14 protein-coding genes are annotated in these 16154 nt (G+C 71.5%); 8 read left to right on the top strand and 6 right to left on the bottom strand.

The window, feature by feature from the left end:
* Positions 1-11: 11 nt before the first annotated feature.
* A complete protein-coding gene (locus AC0HI0_RS22710) occupies positions 12-2702 on the bottom strand; it encodes an AAA family ATPase (protein ID WP_480925512.1) in 2691 nt (896 codons plus the stop codon).
* 749 nt (positions 2703-3451) lie between these two features.
* Between AC0HI0_RS22710 and AC0HI0_RS22705 the strand changes: the two genes are divergently transcribed.
* Positions 3452-4582 (top strand): proprotein convertase P-domain-containing protein, encoded by a 1131-nt coding sequence (locus AC0HI0_RS22705; RefSeq protein WP_480925511.1) that lies wholly within the window; start codon positions 3452-3454, stop codon positions 4580-4582.
* 21 nt (positions 4583-4603) lie between these two features.
* Here the strand turns inward: AC0HI0_RS22705 and AC0HI0_RS22700 are convergent, their stop codons facing one another.
* A complete protein-coding gene (locus AC0HI0_RS22700; RefSeq protein WP_480925510.1) occupies positions 4604-5551 on the bottom strand; it encodes a LysR family transcriptional regulator in 948 nt (315 codons plus the stop codon).
* A 209-nt stretch (positions 5552-5760) separates the two neighbouring features.
* Here AC0HI0_RS22700 and AC0HI0_RS22695 point away from each other — a divergent pair, with 209 nt between their 5' ends.
* The 4 genes from AC0HI0_RS22695 to idi are packed head-to-tail and all read left to right on the top strand — an operon-like array spanning position 5761 to position 9611.
* Positions 5761-6552: a 2-amino-3,7-dideoxy-D-threo-hept-6-ulosonate synthase gene (locus AC0HI0_RS22695; RefSeq protein WP_480925509.1), complete on the top strand. Its 792-nt coding sequence runs from the start codon at positions 5761-5763 to the stop codon at positions 6550-6552.
* 25 nt (positions 6553-6577) lie between these two features.
* Positions 6578-7651: a 3-dehydroquinate synthase II family protein gene (locus tag AC0HI0_RS22690; RefSeq protein ID WP_480925508.1), complete on the top strand. Its 1074-nt coding sequence runs from the start codon at positions 6578-6580 to the stop codon at positions 7649-7651.
* Positions 7652-7654: 3 nt separating this feature from the next.
* A complete protein-coding gene (locus AC0HI0_RS22685) occupies positions 7655-9007 on the top strand; it encodes a class I adenylate-forming enzyme family protein (RefSeq protein WP_480925507.1) in 1353 nt (450 codons plus the stop codon).
* A 28-nt stretch (positions 9008-9035) separates the two neighbouring features.
* Positions 9036-9611 (top strand): isopentenyl-diphosphate Delta-isomerase, encoded by a 576-nt coding sequence (gene idi / locus AC0HI0_RS22680; protein ID WP_480925506.1) that lies wholly within the window; start codon positions 9036-9038, stop codon positions 9609-9611.
* Positions 9612-9633: 22 nt separating this feature from the next.
* Here the strand turns inward: idi and AC0HI0_RS22675 are convergent, their stop codons facing one another.
* Positions 9634-10041, bottom strand: coding sequence for a type III secretion system chaperone family protein (locus AC0HI0_RS22675; RefSeq protein ID WP_480925505.1), 408 nt, complete (start codon positions 10039-10041; stop codon positions 9634-9636).
* 4 nt (positions 10042-10045) lie between these two features.
* Positions 10046-10588, bottom strand: a complete 543-nt coding sequence (locus tag AC0HI0_RS22670; RefSeq protein WP_480925504.1) for a TetR/AcrR family transcriptional regulator — start codon at positions 10586-10588, stop codon at positions 10046-10048.
* Positions 10589-10638: 50 nt separating this feature from the next.
* Here AC0HI0_RS22670 and AC0HI0_RS22665 point away from each other — a divergent pair, with 50 nt between their 5' ends.
* Positions 10639-12252, top strand: coding sequence for an AMP-dependent synthetase/ligase (locus AC0HI0_RS22665; RefSeq protein WP_480925503.1), 1614 nt, complete (start codon positions 10639-10641; stop codon positions 12250-12252).
* Here AC0HI0_RS22665 and AC0HI0_RS22660 read toward each other — a convergent pair.
* Positions 12216-12953, bottom strand: coding sequence for a DUF998 domain-containing protein (locus AC0HI0_RS22660; protein WP_480925502.1), 738 nt, complete (start codon positions 12951-12953; stop codon positions 12216-12218). The two genes, AC0HI0_RS22665 and AC0HI0_RS22660, sit on opposite strands and share 37 nt — an antisense overlap.
* Positions 12954-13113: 160 nt before the next feature.
* Here AC0HI0_RS22660 and AC0HI0_RS22655 point away from each other — a divergent pair, with 160 nt between their 5' ends.
* Together AC0HI0_RS22655 and AC0HI0_RS22650 are read left to right on the top strand one after the other, a co-directional pair.
* Entirely contained in the window at positions 13114-13464 is a 351-nt protein-coding gene (locus AC0HI0_RS22655; RefSeq protein WP_480925501.1) for a hypothetical protein, read from the top strand.
* Between the two features lie 259 nt (positions 13465-13723).
* A complete protein-coding gene (locus AC0HI0_RS22650; protein ID WP_480925500.1) occupies positions 13724-15418 on the top strand; it encodes a cellulase family glycosylhydrolase in 1695 nt (564 codons plus the stop codon).
* 27 nt (positions 15419-15445) lie between these two features.
* On the opposite strand, the gene AC0HI0_RS22645 is transcribed toward AC0HI0_RS22650, so the two are convergent.
* On the bottom strand, positions 15446-16102 hold the full coding sequence (locus tag AC0HI0_RS22645; RefSeq protein ID WP_480925499.1) for a TetR/AcrR family transcriptional regulator C-terminal domain-containing protein: 657 nt from the start codon (positions 16100-16102) through the stop codon (positions 15446-15448).
* Positions 16103-16154 lie beyond the last annotated feature (52 nt).

Raw genomic sequence — 16154 nt, 5'->3', positions numbered from 1 at the left:
GCTTGCGCTCCCTACTCAAGCGCGGTTCGCTGCGCGCGGGCCATACGGGGATGACACGACGCGGGTTGGGTCGTGGTTGGGGATTGGCGTGGTGGGGGGTTTGTGTGGGTGGGGGGATTGTGTGGGTGGGGGGATTGTTGTGCTGCCAGTTGGGCGCGGGAGTGGACGCCGAGTTTGCGGTAGAGGCGGGTCAGGGTTGCTTCTACCGTCTTCACGCTGACGGCGAGGGTTGCGGCTGCTTGGTGGTTGGTCGCGCCGGTTTTGATCAGTTCTGCCAGTCTGGTTTCGGTCGGGGTCAGGTTGCCGTTGGTGGGTGGGTCCAGCCTGTGCAGTTCTGCGGTGGCCAGCGCGGTCCAGGGGTGGGCCCGGTGGGTTGTGAAGAGTTCGATGGCTGCGGCGAGGGTTGTTCTTGCGGCTCCCCGGTGGCGTTGTCGGCGTTGCGCCGAGGCCAGGGCCAGCAGGGTGCGGCCTGCTTCCAGGGGGAGGCCCAGGGTGGTGAACCTGGTGGCGGTGAGGTCCAGCAGGTGGGTGTCCGCCTTGAGGATGGCCTGGGTCCGGTCGAGCATGGCCAGCACCGAGGGGCGGTTCAGCGTTTCGGCGGTGTGCCTGGTGCGGGTTGCCAGGCGGGTGGCTTCGGTCGGGTTTCCCGTTGCGGCAAGGGCTTCTGCCAGGTCTGCGTGCCATCTGAGGATGGACGGGTCGGCTACTTGTTGCGCCTCTTCGAGTTCTTGCACGCGGGTCAGTGAAGTTGTTGCCCGGTCGGGGTTGCTGGTGATCAGGTGGACCGTCCCCAGAGCGTGCAGGCAGCGGGAGAGGTAGACGCGGTCGTGTTCCTGTTCCGACGCGGTCGCGCCTCTGGTGGCGTACTCGACGGCCCGGGTGAAGGTGCCGCCCGCCATTTCGGCCAGCGCTGCGGTGTACCAGGCCGGGCCTGGGGACAGGGCCTGTTCGGCGGTTCGGGTGGTGGCGCGGGTGGCGTGGACGAGGGCCGCTGCGCAGTTGCCCGCTCGTGCCTCGATCTCGGCCAAAGAGCGCAGGATGTCTACCACGTCTACTGCGGCACCTGAGCGTTCTGCGGCGGGCAGCAGGGCGAGCAGGCGGGTTCTGGCCTGGATGAGGTTGTCGTCGAAGAAGTCGTGGCGCACCGCCAGGTACTCGGGGGAGTCGTGCACGGCGATGTCGTGGGTGGGGAGCGCCAGGGCTTTGGCGAGGGCTGTTGTCGGCAGGCCCCGGATCCTGGCCGTTCTGGCGATCATGGTCAGGGCGCGGGCCTCGGTGGTGGGGTCGTCGCCCTGGTTGGCGAGGTCTGCGGCTTCCTGGGCTCGGCGGTGGGACGCGGTCGGGTCGCCGTCGGAGAGGTTGGCCTGTACGGCCTCCAGTACGCGGATCGTTGCTTTGAGGGCGGGGTCGTCGCCGGCGTCGGCTGTGGCGTGGGCGAACTGTTCGGCGGCGTCGGCCAGGGCCTGGCCTGCCACGTCGATGAGGGAGAGCCTCGCCCTGACGCGGAGGGCGGGGTCTGTGGTGCGGGACAGGACGAACGTGGCCGCTGTGTAGGTCTGGTCTTCGAGACCTGCCCGGCCCGCGTCTTCGGCGGCCTGGGTGGCGTGGGCGACGGCTTCGGCCTCGTTCTCTGTCTTGTGCGCGGCCTGGAGGCTGAGGGTTGCGGCCAGGGCTCGGTGTCCCAGTGCTCTCGCCTGCGCGGCCGCTGTTGCCGCCGAGGTGGCCAGGGCGGTGTTCTTGGTGTCGGTCGACTGTGCTTTGTGGAGGGTGCGGAGGGTGGGGTCGTCCACGGCCGTGGCCAGTTTGGCGTGTAGGCGCAGGCGTTCGGGGTAGGGGGTGGTGGCGGCGATGGTGGCTTTGATGGCACCTGCGGTGAAGTGGACCTGGCCGGTGTCGTCGGTGTAGGTGAGGTCTGCGGCTTCCGCTTCGGTCAGGTCTGTGCCGCCTGCGCGGTGCAGGGTGATGAGGGTGGGGGCGTCCGTGAAGGCTGCCAGTCGGAGTGTGTGCCTTGTGGCGTCGGTTAGGTGGGACAGTCGGGTGGTTATCTGGTGTTGCAGGAGGGGCGGGAGGGGTGGAGGGAGTGGGGGGTTGAGTGAAGGGGTGAGTGAGGGGGTGAGTGCGGGGGCGTAGGTGAGGGTCATGGCGGGGTTTCCGGCGGTCATGGTGTGGATCTTGGCTGCTTGGCGGTAGCTGATGTCGTAGTGGGCCAGGAGTTCTGCGGTGCCGTCCGGGGGGAGTGCGCGCAGGGCGAAGGTTGTGGGGTGTTCGCCGCAGAGGGTTTTGGCTCTGTCTGGGAAGTTGTGGTGGGTGGTGGTGCGTTCTGCGGCGATTACGCGTAGGTGGTTGGCGTGGCGTAGGGCGTAGGTGAGCAGGTTCGCGCTGAGTGGGTCCAGCCATTGGGCGTTGTCGATGATCAGGAGGGTCTGGGGGAGGGACTGTATGAGGGCCAGGGCTTCCAGTGGGGTGGGGGTTGGACTGAATTGGGTGGTGGGGGCGGGGTGGTTCGCGGCGGCGGCCAGTTCGGCCAGGGCGGTGCCCGGGGTTGTGGTGTCGGGTGGTTGTGGGGCGATCATGAGGTGGGATTCGGCCCTTGCCGCCAGGGCTTTGGCCACGGTGGTCTTTCCGGTGCCGGGTGGGCCGTGGAGGACCAGCCTGGGGTGTTCCAGGTCGGTCAGCCGGATACCGATCAGCGGGTGGGCCATCTGCCCATCTTGAGGGTGTTCGGGGGTGCCGGCCAGGGGTGCTAGGGGTTTCCCTGATTTCGGTGTGCGGGGTTCGCGCATAGCGTCGGAGGCCCTGCAAACCGTTTCCCTGTGGAGTATTTCCCATGCGATTGCGAACACTTGTGTGGTTGGCGTGCGCGTGTGCGGTGGGTGTCTCGTCCGCCGGTGTGGCTGTGGCGGCTCCTGCTTCGCCTGTGGTCGAGGCGCTTCAGCGTGATCTGGGGCTTTCCCGTTCGGAGGCCGAGGGCCGGTTGGGTGCCCAGGATGCCGCTGTGCGCGTGGTCGGGTCTTTGCCGCGTGCCGGGGTGGCCGGGTATTGGCTGGCCGGTGGGGTGTTGAAGGTCGCGGTGAGTGATGTGGGGGTGGTCGACCTCGTTCGGGGCTTGGGGGCCGAGCCTGTTGTGGTGCGGCGGGATCGGGCCGAGTTGGAGCGGCTGGTCGGGGTGGTGGCCGGGGCCGCGTTTCCCGGTGTGGTCGGGTGGGGTGTCGACCCGGGGTCGAACGGGGTGGTGGTTCGGATCGACCGGTCTCGGACCGCTCGGGAGTTCCCGGTCGTCGACGGGGTCCGGGTTGTCGAGACCTGGTCCTCGCCGGTGCAGCAAGGGGGGACCGTGCAGCCTGGCGGCCCTTGGTGGCCGGGTGGGGAGAGCAACTGCTCGATCGGCTTTCCGGCGGTGGATGCCGGTGGGGGCAAGCACTTTCTGACTGCGGGGCACTGCACGAACGACGTGGACCAGGCGGCTTACGGGCAGAGCGGGCAGCAGAACCGGCTTGGTACCTCGAACGTCGGTGGCGGGCGCAGCGTCAACGCGCGTGAAGGCGACATGGGCGTCGTCGCGGTGACCGAGGCGGGGTGGGCGTTGTCCTCCTCGGTGAACACCTGGGGAGGTTCTCCTGTTGTCGTTTCCGGTTCCGTGGAGCCGGTTGTGGGGCAGGCGGTGTGCCACTCGGGGAACACGTCGAAGTGGACGTGCGGTGAAGTCACCGCCGTGAACCAGACGATCGACTACGGCAGCGTGGTGGTCGAAGGGCTGGCGACGACCACGGCCTGTTCGCTGGGTGGCGATTCGGGTGGTGCCTGGCTGGCCGGGGACAAGGCGGTCGGGTTGCACTCTGGTGGCAAGTCGTCCTGCTCGCCGGGTGGGGCCGACGACCAGTCGATCTTCCAGCCGGTGGGCGAGGCGTTGCGGAAGTGGGGGCTTTCGCTGGTCACCGGTGGCGGTGGCGGTGATGTGGAGGCTCCCGGTGTGCCCGGCGACGTGAAGGTCACCGGGACCACGGCCGGCTCGGTTTCGTTGGCGTGGACGGCTTCTTCGGACAACGTCGGCGTGGTGGGGTACGACGTCCAGCAAGGGGGTGCGGTGGTGGCCTCCGGTGCGGGGCTGTCGGCGACGGTGACCGGGTTGGCGGCCGACACGGTGTACACCTTCACGGTCCGCGCCCGTGATGCGGCCGGGAACGTGTCCGGCGCGAGTGCGGCGGTGTCCGCGCGCACGCAGGCCGGTGGCGGTGGCGGGCGGACCGTGCGGTCGGACACCGACTACCCGATTCGGGACTTCCAGGTGGTGTCCAGCTCGGTGACGTCCGGGTTGTCGGGTGCCGCGGGGAGTGCGGTGACGGTCGTCGTCTCGGCGCGCCACACGTGTTCGCAGGACTTGACCATCACGTTGGTGGGGCCGTCGGGGCGGACGTATCCCTTGCAGCGCTACGGGGGCTACCCCTGCACGGCGTTCCCGGGGTCCCGCACGTTCACTGTGAACAACGTCGCCGAGCAGGCCGGTGGAAAGTGGACACTCCGCGTCGGCGACAACGGGCCGGGTGACGTCGGTGTGCTGGACGCGTGGTCGGTGACGCTCTGAACACCGTGTGACAGTTCGGGTTCAGCTGGCCGCCGCGGTCAATCCCGTGGCGGCCAGTTTCGGCGCACGGCCCCAGACCCGTTCCTGGTAGACCTGCAAGAGGGCGGCGTGGATGTCGTCGATGTACTCCGCCGCCTGACGATCCCGTTGCCACGCCAGCGTTACGCGGCGGTGAACGGGGTTGCCCACGATCGGCTTCAGGACCACTCCGGGCAGTTCCTGGGACGTGGGGAAGAAGCAGGCCACGGTCTGCGCCGAACGCACCAGTTCGGCCGCTGCGGCGGGGTCGACGCCGAAGTGCACGCAGCGGGGCGTGAAACCGGCCGCTTCGCAGGCCAGGTGCAGGTTGAGCTTGCCGCCGCCGTAGTTCTCCTCGGGCACGGCCCAGTCCTCGTCGGCCAGTTCCGCCAGCCGGATCTCGGCGCGGGCCGAGAGGCGGTGGCCGGCCGGTATTCCGACCAGCATGGGTTCGACCACCACCGGTCGGCAGTCGACCTCTTCGGGAATCCGCAGTGGACTCTGTGGAAACTCCACGACCAGTGCCACGTCGAGCTTCCCGGAACGCACCAGTTCCAGCACCGCGTCGCAACTGCGCTCGATGTGCGTGGTCTGCGGCTGGTCGGGCAGCAGGTCGCGCACCACGCCGACCAGCAACGGGGTCAGCGAGCCCGCCACGCCGCCCAGCCGGATTCCCAGGCTGCCGCTCTCGGCGGCGATCTTGCGGGCCGTGACGAGCAGGTCGTCGAATCGTTCCACCAGGTCACGGGACCGCTGGAGGACGTGGCGGCCCAGCTCGGTCAGCTCCACGCCGTCACTGCGGCGCACGAACAGGGGGCCGCCGAAGCCGCGTTCGATGCGGCGGAGCTGCGCGGTCAAGCCGGCCTGCGCGATCTTGAGCGAGGAAGCGGCCCGGCTGATGCTGCCCGCTTCGGCCACGGTCAGCACAACGTGGAGGTGTCTCAGCTCCATGTGCACTTCCGCAGCCTAGGGCAAACGGATCACCTCAAACACCGACCGTGCGAGTGTGGCGGGTTGACGCTGCGTCGAGGAGTCGTCGTATCCGGTTGCTCCAAGAGGTGCATAACTGGCGAGTTATCGCCACCTGCCACCTCCCCGCAAGAGTCGGGTCTCCACCACTCTGCTCCATGGCTCGGCGATCCCTGGGAGGTGTGAGCGACATGAGGAAAGCGTTGCGGCTGCGACGGCTTTCCCGGCCGCGCGACGACCGGTACCTCTTCGTCCCGCTGGACCACAGCGTCTCCGACGGCCCTGTGGTGCCCAACGACCGGTGGCACGACTTGATCAGGTCGGTCGTGGTCGGCGGTGCGGACGCCATCATCGTCCACAAAGGACGGGTGCGCACGATCGACCCGCTGGTGCTCGGCGGCTGCGCGTTGGTCGTGCACCTGAGCGCGGGCACGGCGCACGCCGCCGACGCCAACGCCAAGGTGCTCGTCGGCGAGGTGGAGGAGGCGTTGCGGCTGGGCGCGGACGCGGTCAGCGTCCACGTCAACATCGGCTCCGACACCGAGGAGCGGCAACTGGTCGACTTCGGGGTGGTCGCGAAGGCGTGCGACGCGTGGAACGTGCCGCTGATCGCGATGGTCTACCCGCGCGGACCGCGCATCCTCGACCCGACCGACCCGGCGCTGCTCGCCCACGTGGTCAACATCGCCGTCGACCTGGGCGCGGACCTGGTCAAGACGAACCTGGCGCTGCCCGCGGAGCGGATGGCCGACGTGGTGGCCGGCTGCGCGATCCCGGTGCTCGTCGCGGGCGGCCCCGCGACCGGCGGCAGCCTGGTCGACTACGCCCGCGCCTCGATGGCGATGGGCTGCGCGGGCCTGGCCGTGGGCCGGCGCGTGTTCACCTCACCGGCCCCGATGACGCTGGTCGCCGAGTTGGCGTCGGTGGTCCACGCGGACCAGCCCGCCGACCTCGTGCCCGCCATGACCGGCGCGGTCTCCTGAACTCTCCCCCCATTGGAGTCTGGCGTTGAAATTCGCCTGGATCGACCTGCGAACCGTTCCCGAGGCGCACCGCGAAGCCGTGGTCGACGCCACCGTGCACGCCCGGCTCGCCGGGGTCGTGTCCGACGACCCCGCCCTGCTGGACACCCTGCCGCCCACGGTCGCCCGCGTGCTGATCGCGCCGGAGGCGGTGGACAGCCCGCACCTGGTCGCCGTGACCGTGGACGACCAGGACCGGCTGGACCGGCTGACCGCGACCGCCGCGTTCGTCCGGGTCACCGACGACCGGACGCTGAAGCTGGCGTGCGCGGCGGCGGTGCGGCTGGAGCACACCGTCGTGGAGTTCGCCGACCCCACGAAGATCCCGCTGGAGATCGTCATCGCCGCCGCGGACGGCGCGGCGGGCCGGCTGGTCACCGTCGTCGCGGACCTGGAGGAGGCGGCGATCGTCCTGGACGTGCTGGAGCACGGCTCGGACGGCGTGCTGCTCGCGCCGCGCGACGCGGCCGACGTGTTCGGCCTGGCCCGCCTGCTGGAGGCCACCACGCCGCCGCTCACCCTGACCACGCTCACCGTGGCGGGCATCGAGCACAACGGCCTGGGCGACCGGGTGTGCGTGGACACCTGCTCGCACTTCCGCGAGGACGAGGGGATCCTGGTCGGCTCGTTCTCGTCCGGTTTCATCCTGTGCTGCAGCGAAACCCACCCGCTGCCCTACATGCCCACCCGGCCGTTCCGGGTCAACGCGGGCGCCCTGCACTCCTACGTGCTCGGCCCGGACAACCGCACCAACTACCTGTCCGAGCTGCGCACCGGCAGCGCGGTGCTGGCGGTGGACTCCGAGGGCCGGACCCGCAAGCTCACCGTCGGCCGGGCGAAGCTCGAATCCCGACCGATCCTCACGATCACCGCGCACTCGCCGGAGGGCGTGACGGTCAGCCTCACCGTGCAGGACGACTGGCACGTGCGCGTGCTCGGCCCCGGCGGCAAGGTCCGCAACGTCACCGAGCTGCGCCGGGGTGACGAGCTGCTGGGCTACGTCGCGACCGAGCAGCGGCACGTCGGCATCCCCATCGGCGAGTTCTGCAAGGAGACCTGACCGATGCGCGAGTTCGTCTCCGACCTGCTGCGCCGCCACGGCGACGACGTGCCGGTGTTCAGCCACCAGCACACCGTGACGCACGGCCGGCTGCGCGAAGCCGTGGCGGGCGAGGCGGGGCTGTTCGCCGCGGCCGGGGTGGGCGAGGGCAGCACGGTCGCGGTGCAGGTGCCGCCGAGCTTCACCCGGCTCGAAGTGGTGCTGGCGCTGTGGACGCTGGGCGCGCGGGTGATCTCGCTGGACCCCCGGTTCACCCCCGCCGAGCGCGAGGTGGAGTACGCGCTGGCCCGGCCGCAGTTCGTGGTGCGGGCGTCCGGTCGGGTCGGCGGCCGGTTCCGGGAGCGCTTCGAGCTGGTCACCGAGCGCCGCCCGGACGGCGTGCCCGCGCGGACCCGGCACCGCCTGGTGCAGTTCAGCTCCGGCTCGACCGGCACGCCGAAGGTCATCGGCCGCTCCACCGAGTCGATCGTCCGCGAGGTGCTGCGGTTCTCCTCCGCCGAGGGCATGGTCCGGCGCGGCGAGCGGATGCTGCTGCTCAACAGCATGGCGGCCAGCTTCGGCCTGCTCGGCGGGCTGCTGCACGCGCTCGCCGAGGGCGTGCACCTGGTGTTCCCGACCGGCCACACCGCCGAGGAGGTGCAGCGCGTGGCCGCCGAGCACGAGGTGCACTTCGTCACCGGCGTGCCGATGCACTACGCGCGGCTGGCGGCGGCACCGGACCGGGCCGCGCTGCGCACCGTGCGGGCGGCGTTCGCGGGGGCCGAGCCGATGCCGCCGGAGGTCGCCGAGCGGTTCGCCCGGGGCTACGGGTTCACCGTCGGCGAGTGCTTCGGCACCACCGAGACCGGCGCGCTGACCCTGGACGTCGCCGGCACGTCCCGCCCGTCGGTGGGCCGGCCGCTCGGCGACACGACGCTGCGGGTGCGCGACGGCCTGGTCGAGGTCGCCCTGGACGAGTCGCCCTACCTGAACGACGACGGCGTGCGCCGGTACGCGGACGGCTGGTTCCGCACGGGCGACCGGGGCCGGTTCGACCCGCGCGGCAACCTGGTGCTGTTGGGCCGCAGCGATTCGCTGGTCGTGGTGCGGGGCAGCAACGTCGACCTGACCGAGGTCGAGGCCGTCCTGCGCGCGCACCCGCTGGTGGCCGAGTCGATCGTGGTGTTCGACGGCGCGGTGGAGGCGTACGTGAGCGCCGGGGGCGACCCGCCGACCGAGGCGGAGATGCTGGACTGGTGCGCGCAGCGCCTGGCGGAGTTCAAGCTGCCCCGACGCGTGCACGTGCTGCCGGTGCTGCCCCGGACCTCGGGCGGGAAGTTGGTGCGCAACGCGCAGGTGCTCGCCGCCGCGCGCTGACGGCGGCCGGTGTGGCAGGGTGATCCGCGTGGAACAAGTCGTGTTGCTGGACGAGTCGGGAACGAGGATCGGCGTTGCCGACAAGTCGCACGTGCACCACGCGGACACCCCGCTGCACCTGGCGTTCTCCAGCTACCTGTTCGACCCCGCCGGGCGGCTGCTGCTGACCAGGCGCGCGCTGCACAAGAAGACCTGGCCCGGGGTGTGGACGAACACGTGCTGCGGCCACCCCGCGCCGGGCGAGGACGCGGCGTCGGCGGTGTCCCGGCGGCTGGCCGACGAACTGGGCGTCGCGGGCGTGCGGCTGGACCTGGTGCTGCCCCGGTTCCGCTACCGGGCGGTGATGGACAACGGCGTCGTGGAGAACGAGATGTGCCCGGTGTTCCGCGGGCTGCTCGACCACGACCCGACGCCGAACCCGGACGAGGTGGACGACTTCGAGTGGGTGTCGTGGGCGGAGTTCGCGCCCGCCGTGCTGGCCGGGGCGCGGCCGATCTCGCCGTGGTGCGTGCAGCAGGTGGAGCAGTTGGCGGCGTTGGGCGAGGACCCGTGGGCGTGGCCGGTGGGCGCGGTCGCCGACCTGCCGCCGGCCGCGCGCCCGTGACCGGCGGGTTCGGCTCGTCCGGTCAGTAGTTGTCGCCGCCGAAGAACGTCTCCTCCAGGCGGTCGGCGCTGGCCGCGAGCAGGGCCAGCGGGTCGGTGAACTCGTGGATGTCCAGGTCGGTCAGCGGCAGCGAGTGGCGCAGCACGACGTGCTCGCCCATGATCGCCGCGCCGCAGGCGATGGTGGAGCTGCCGATCTCCACCAGCAGCGCGCGCAGGTCGACGTTCGCGGCCAGGCCGATCGGCGACGCGATCTGCACCCACTCGTGCTGCTTGTCGAGCACCTCGCGCACCAGGATGATCACCTGGGTGCGATCGTCGTCCTCGTCGTACTGCTCGAAGTTGAACAGGATCCGGATCTCGTCGTCCTGCTGGGAGATGACGTCGTAGGTGTCGTGGACGTACGCGGCGAGGTCGCCCCAAGAAGCCATGTGCTCACCCTAGAGGCGCGACCGCCCCCCACACCGCGTCCGCCACCACATCGCGCACCCCGGCCAGGTCGAGCCCGCCGAGCAGGAACCGGCGGGCGCACTCGTGCGCCGGTCCCATCAGCACCGGGTCCAAGGCCCACAACGGGAACTCGCGCACCTCGCCCGCCGCCATCCGCGCCGCGAACCACTCCGCGACCGGCGCGAACGCCGCCGCCTTGGCCACCGGGTCGGCGGTGAGCGGCGCGGAGTACAGGAACCCGGCCCGCGCGGGGTGCCCGGCGACCCAGTCCAGGTAGCGGGTCGTGAGGCCCCGCACCGCCGTGCGCGCGTCCGCCGCCGCCAACGCCGGGGTCATCGCCGCGACGCAGCGGGCGAAGCTGTCCCCGTACAGCACGGAGAACACCCCGGAACGGTTGCCGAAGTGGTGGTAGATGCTCCCGTTGGACACCCCGGAGCACGCGGTCAGCGCGCTGATGGTGACCGGCTGCCCGGACTCCACCAGCGTCAGCGCCGCGTCCAGCACCGCCTGCCGACGATCCGCCCTCACAGCGACTAGAGTAGCGCTCTAGAGCACCGCTCCACCGGTTGGAGGTCGCCATGGCCCGGTCCATCCCCGATCTGCTGCGCGAACGCGTGCGCGCGACCCCGGACGCGGAAGCCCTGCGGCACCGCGTCGACGGCGGGTGGCGGTCGCTGACCTGGCGGGAGGTCGGCGACCTGGTCCGGGGGCGGGCGCTGGGCTTCCGGCGGCTCGGCGTCCGGGACGGCGCGCGGGTCGCGATCATGGCGCAGACCAGCGCCGAGTGGGTGCTGGCGGACCTGGCGGTGCTCGCCGCCGGCGGGGTGACCACGACGATCTACCCGAGCGGCACCCGGGAGGAGGCCGCGCACATCCTGCGCGACTCCGGCGCGGTGCTGGTGGTCGCCGACGCCGACCTGGTCGAGCGGGTCGGCGACGCCCGCGTGGTGACCACCGACGACCTGCCGTGGTCGGACGAGGGCGACTACGACGCGCTGGTGGACGCGCTCGCGCCCGACGACCTGGCGACGCTGATCTACACCTCCGGCACCACGGGCGTGCCCAAGGGCGTGGAGCTGACCCACGACAACTGGCTCTACACCGCCGAAGCCGTGGTCGAACTCGGCGTGCTGCGGCCCGACGACCTGCACTTCCTGTGGCTGCCGATGTCCCACGCGTTCGGCAAGGTGCTCCAGATCGCGATGATCGCCACCGGCATGGCCACCGCCGTGGACGGCTCGGCGGACCGGATCGCGGACAACCTCAAGGAGTTGCGGCCGACCATCGTGGCCGGCGCGCCGAGGGTGTTCGAGAAGATCCACAGCCGGGTGGTCGCCTCGGTGCGCGCCGAGGGCGGGATCAGGGCGAAGCTGTTCGACTGGGCGGTGGAGGTCGCGAAGCACCCGCGGTGGACGGTGCGCCGCAAGATCGCGGACCGGCTGGTGTTCGCCAAGCTCCGGGACCGGGTCGGCGGCCGGATCCGGTACTTCGTGTCCGGCTCCGCGCCGCTGTCGCCGGAGGTCGGCCGGTTCTTCGCGGGCGCGGGCATCACGATCCTGGAGGGCTACGGCCTGACCGAGTCGTCCGCCGCGTCCTTCCTCAACCGGCCCGGGGAGCAGGAGTTCGGCACGGTCGGCGAACCGCTGCCCGGCACGGAGGTCCGGATCGCCGACGACGGCGAGGTGCTGATCGGCGGGCGCGGCGTGATGCGCGGCTACCACGGCCTGCCCGAGCAGACGGCGGCGGCGCTGGAGGGCGGCTGGCTGCGCACCGGGGACGTCGGCGAGGTCGACGACGCGGGCCGGCTGCGGATCACCGACCGGAAGAAGGAGCTGATCAAGACCTCGTCGGGCAAGTACGTCGCGCCGCAGGCCGTGGAGAGCAGGCTCAAGGCCGCCAGCCCCTACATCGGGCACGTGCTGGTGCACGGCGACCTGCGCAACTACTGCGTCGCGCTGGTCACCCTCGACCCGGACACCGCCCCGCCCGGCCTGGACGCCGACGCGGAGATCCGCTCTGCGGTCGAGCGGGCCAACGCGAGCCTGGCCCGGCACGAGACGATCAAGAAGTTCGCCGTGCTGGACGGCGACTTCAGCGTCGCCGACGGCACCCTGACGGCGAGCATGAAGATGCGCCGCAAGGAGATCGAGAGCCGCTACCGGGACGTGCTGGACAGCCTGTACGCGGGCTGAGCCACCGCGACCGCCCACCACCCGAGCACCAGCACGGCGACCACCTCGACCACCACCAGCAGCCGTTCGACGTACCCGAGCGTCAGCACCCGCCACCACGAGGTGCCCACCAGCACGTTCACCAGCACCGCGTAGAGGATCGGGGTGAACGCCAGCGCGGACAGCAGCCCGAACCGGAACGCCCACCGGGCGTGCCCACCCCACACCGCGTCCCGCCGCCACGGCCGGGCGATCAGCGCCACCGCGACCGGCAGGCTCAGGAACGCGACGAGGCTCGCGACCCGGTGGATCGTGCCGCTCGCGCTCGGCCCGACCGACCAGTCGTGCTTGGGGAACGCCACGACCAGCGCCAGCCCGGTCGACCAGGCCAGCAGCGCCAGCGCGCCCGGCGCCGTCCAGCGGGTGATGCCGCGCCGCACCAGCACGGCCAGGATCGCCGCCGAGCCGGCCGCGAGCAGCAGCACGGCGGTGTCGAACACCCAGCGCTGCGGGCCGAGCGCGTACTCGGAGATGGTGCGGCGCAGCCCGACCGCGTCGGTGGCCAGGCGGTGCGCGTCCAGCGCGCCGACCATGACCGCCGTCAGCAGCACGGCGACCGAACCGCCGATCGCGAGCAGCCGGGCGGGGGAGCGGACCGGTGCGGCGGGCGGGGTGTCGGGCGGGGTGTCGGGCGGGGTGTCGGGTCGGGCGGTAGGTGGCACATCGGTCGAAACGGACGGTGAACGGCGGGAGTTCCGGCGTTCAGGGAACCGACAGGTCCGACGTCTCCGGTCGCGATGGTAGGTTAGCCTTACCTAATCCATTGGGAAGGCGTATCGCGTGTCCTCAGCACCCGGCCGTGCCGCGCATAGTCTGTCCGCCGTGTACGAGTCGATGACGGTGCAGGTCCGGGCGGGCCTGGGGGAGTTGCGGCTGGGCGAGGCCGTCCGGGAGCTGGCCCGCGGGCACCGGGTGCTGCACGACGCCACCGCCGCCGTCCGCCGGGTGGCCGTCGCCGACCTGGCGCGGGTGACCGCCGAGGTCGTGGCGGGCGCGCCGGAGCGGGCCGCCGGGTTCGAGGCGGTGTGGCTGGACGCGGGCGGCGAGGGCCGGTTGGTCCTGCTCGCCCGGCACGAGGTGCTGGCCGTCCTGCCGTGGCACGTGCTGCTGCCCGAACTCGTCGCCGCGTGGAAGACCTTCACCGAGCCGAGGATCCCGGTCCAGGCCCGCTGATCCGGGTCGCGTCGTCGGGGTTGCGCGCGTCCGGGGCCATGTCCGCCGTGTCGTTCTCTCCGTGTCGTTTCCTGTTGGTGCGTCGTGCGCGGTGGCGGCCGGGTGTTCGCCGGGTTGTCGCCGGGCGGTCGCCGGGCGGTCGTTGACGCCGGGGTGCCGGCGGGTGTGTGATCGAGCTAACAGTTAAGAAACTTTCCTAACTGTCGAGGTCCCCCCGCCGCCTGTCCACCCCGGCTCCGACGATGTGGGAGGCACCACCGTGACCACCCGATGGCTGAGCACAGCCGTCGCGGCGACCCTGCTCGCCGCTCCGACGGCAGCCTGGGCCGCGCCCGCGGCGCAGGCGATCACCCAGTACCAGGCCGAGTCCGCGACCATCTCCCAGGGCGTGGTCGAGTCCGACCACGCCGGCTACACGGGCTCCGGTTTCGTCAACTACGACAACGAGACCGGCGGCTACGTCGAGTTCGGCGTCTCCGCCCCGGCGGCCGGCACGGCGACCCTGACCTTCCGGTACGCCAACGGCACCACCGTCGACCGGCCCCTGTCCGTCGCGGTCGGCGGCCGGACCGCCACCGTCGCGTTCCCCGGGACCGGCGCGTGGACCACGTGGCGCACCGCCACGGCCACCGTCACCCTCGCGGCGGGTGCGAACCGCGTGCGCGCCACCGCGACCACGTCCAACGGCGGCCCGAACCTGGACCGCCTGGACGTGGCGACCGGCGACGGCGCGCCCGACACCCGGGCCCCGAGCGTGCCGCAGGACCTCCGCGCCACGGCCACCACCTCTACCGGTGTCGGCCTGGCGTGGACCGCGTCGACGGACGACGTCGGAGTCACCGGCTACGAGGTGCGGGGCGGAAGCTCGACCGTCTTCGTCCCCGCCGCCGGCACGACGGTGTCCGGTCTGAGCCCGGCCACGTCCTACACGTTCTCCGTGCGTGCCAAGGACGCGGCGGGCAACCTCTCCGCGTGGAGCGCCCCGGTCACCGCGACCACCAAGCCCGCCGGCGGCGGGCGACCGGCCGACGTCAACGGCCGGTTGCACGTCTGCGGCGTGAAGCTCTGCAACCAGTACGGCCACCCGATCCAGTTGCGGGGCATGAGCACGCACGGCATCCAGTGGTACGCGCAGTGCGTGAAGACCGCGTCGCTGGACGCCCTCGCCGGCGACTGGGGCGCGGACGTCCTGCGCATCTCCATGTACATCCAGGAAGACGGCTACGAGACCAACCCGCGCAAGTTCACAGACCTGGTGCACGGCTACATCGAAGAAGCCACCAAGCGCGGCATGTACGCGTTGGTGGACTGGCACCAGCTCACCCCCGGCGACCCGAACTACAACCTGTCCCGCGCCAAGACGTTCTTCACCGAGATCGCCCAGCGGCACAAGGACAAGACCAACATCATCTACGACATCGCCAACGAGCCCAACGGCGTCCCGTGGGCGAAGGTCAAGTCCTACGCGGAGCAGGTGATCCCGGTCATCCGCGCGCAGGACCCGGACGGCGTGGTGTTCGTCGGCACGCACGGCTGGTCGTCGCTGGGCGTCTCGGACGGCCGGACCGAGGCCGACATCCTCGCGAATCCCGTCGACGCCACCAACCTCATGTACACGTTCCACTTCTACGCCGCGTCCCACCACGACGAGTACTTCGCGGCGTTGCAGCGGGCGGCGGCGCGGATCCCGTTGTTCGTCACCGAGTTCGGCACCCAGGACTACGAGGGCGACGGCGCGGACGACTTCGCGTACTCGCAGAAGTACCTGGACTTCCTGGCCGCCAACAAGATCGGCTGGACGAACTGGAACTTCTCCGACGACCGGCGCTCGGGCGCGGTGTTCAAGGCCGGCACCTGCGCGGGCGGCGCGTTCACCGGCACGGGCGTGCTGAAGCCCGCCGGCGTCTGGATCCGCGAGCGGGTGCGGACCCCGGACGACTTCCCGACGGGCTGACCCGGGGCACGGGCGGTGGGGCGCGCCTCACCGCCCGAGCTGCGCCGCCAGCCCGTCGAGCAGGTACTCCAGGCCGGTGGTGAAGCTGCCGTCCCAGTCGTCGTCGTACAGGTAGCCGTTGTCGGCCAGCGTCGGGTAGCGGTCGCGTTCGGCGCGCAGCCGTTCCTGGCCGACGCGGCGCTCCTCGTCGGTGATCCGCAGCGCCGCCTGGGACGCCGCCGAGCCCAGCACGTGGTTGTAGAGCGCCCAGGTCGCCGCCGACAGCCCGGTGCCGGTGAACCCGGCGCGGACCAGTGCGGCCTGGAGGAGTTCCATCTGGGCCAGGAAGTTCGGCCCGATCGCGGGCCGCCGGCGCGCGGGCACGGCCGCCGCCCACGGGTGCCGCAGCAGCGCGGCCCGCCACCCGTCGAGCACGGCGGTGACGTCGTCCCGCCAGCCCGCGCCGGTCGCGGGGGGTTCGCTGAACACCGCGTCCACGGCCAGGTCGACCACGTCGTCCTTGGTGTCGACGTGCCAGTAGAGCGAGGGCGCGGAGACCGCGAGCCGGTCCGCGAGCCGGCGCATGGTGAGCCGTTCGACGCCCTCGTCGTCCAGCAGCGCGACAGCCGCCTCCACGATCCGCTCGCGGGTCAGCGGCGGTTCGCCCTTCACCGTGCGCCGAGGCCGCAGCCAGACGCTGTGCACCTCGTCTTTTCGCTGGTCACCAGCGCTGTCCGGGCTGCCCACCGCACTCCGT

The sequence above is a fragment of the Saccharothrix sp. NBAS 001 genome (assembly GCF_056640475.1).
Note: the sequence above shows the minus strand (reverse complement) of the source record. Positions and strands in the feature narration are given on the sequence as shown.

Excerpts from the sequence above, each read along its gene's own strand:
- AC0HI0_RS22710 (WP_480925512.1), bottom strand. The coding sequence starts at position 2,702 with ATGGCCCACCCGCTGATCGGTATCCGGCTGACCGACCTGGAACACCCC.
- AC0HI0_RS22700 (WP_480925510.1), bottom strand. The coding sequence starts at position 5,551 with ATGGAGCTGAGACACCTCCACGTTGTGCTGACCGTGGCCGAAGCGGGC.
- AC0HI0_RS22695 (WP_480925509.1), top strand. The coding sequence starts at position 5,761 with ATGAGGAAAGCGTTGCGGCTGCGACGGCTTTCCCGGCCGCGCGACGAC.
- AC0HI0_RS22685 (WP_480925507.1), top strand. The coding sequence starts at position 7,655 with ATGCGCGAGTTCGTCTCCGACCTGCTGCGCCGCCACGGCGACGACGTG.
- AC0HI0_RS22675 (WP_480925505.1), bottom strand. The coding sequence starts at position 10,041 with ATGGCTTCTTGGGGCGACCTCGCCGCGTACGTCCACGACACCTACGAC.
- AC0HI0_RS22665 (WP_480925503.1), top strand. The coding sequence starts at position 10,639 with ATGGCCCGGTCCATCCCCGATCTGCTGCGCGAACGCGTGCGCGCGACC.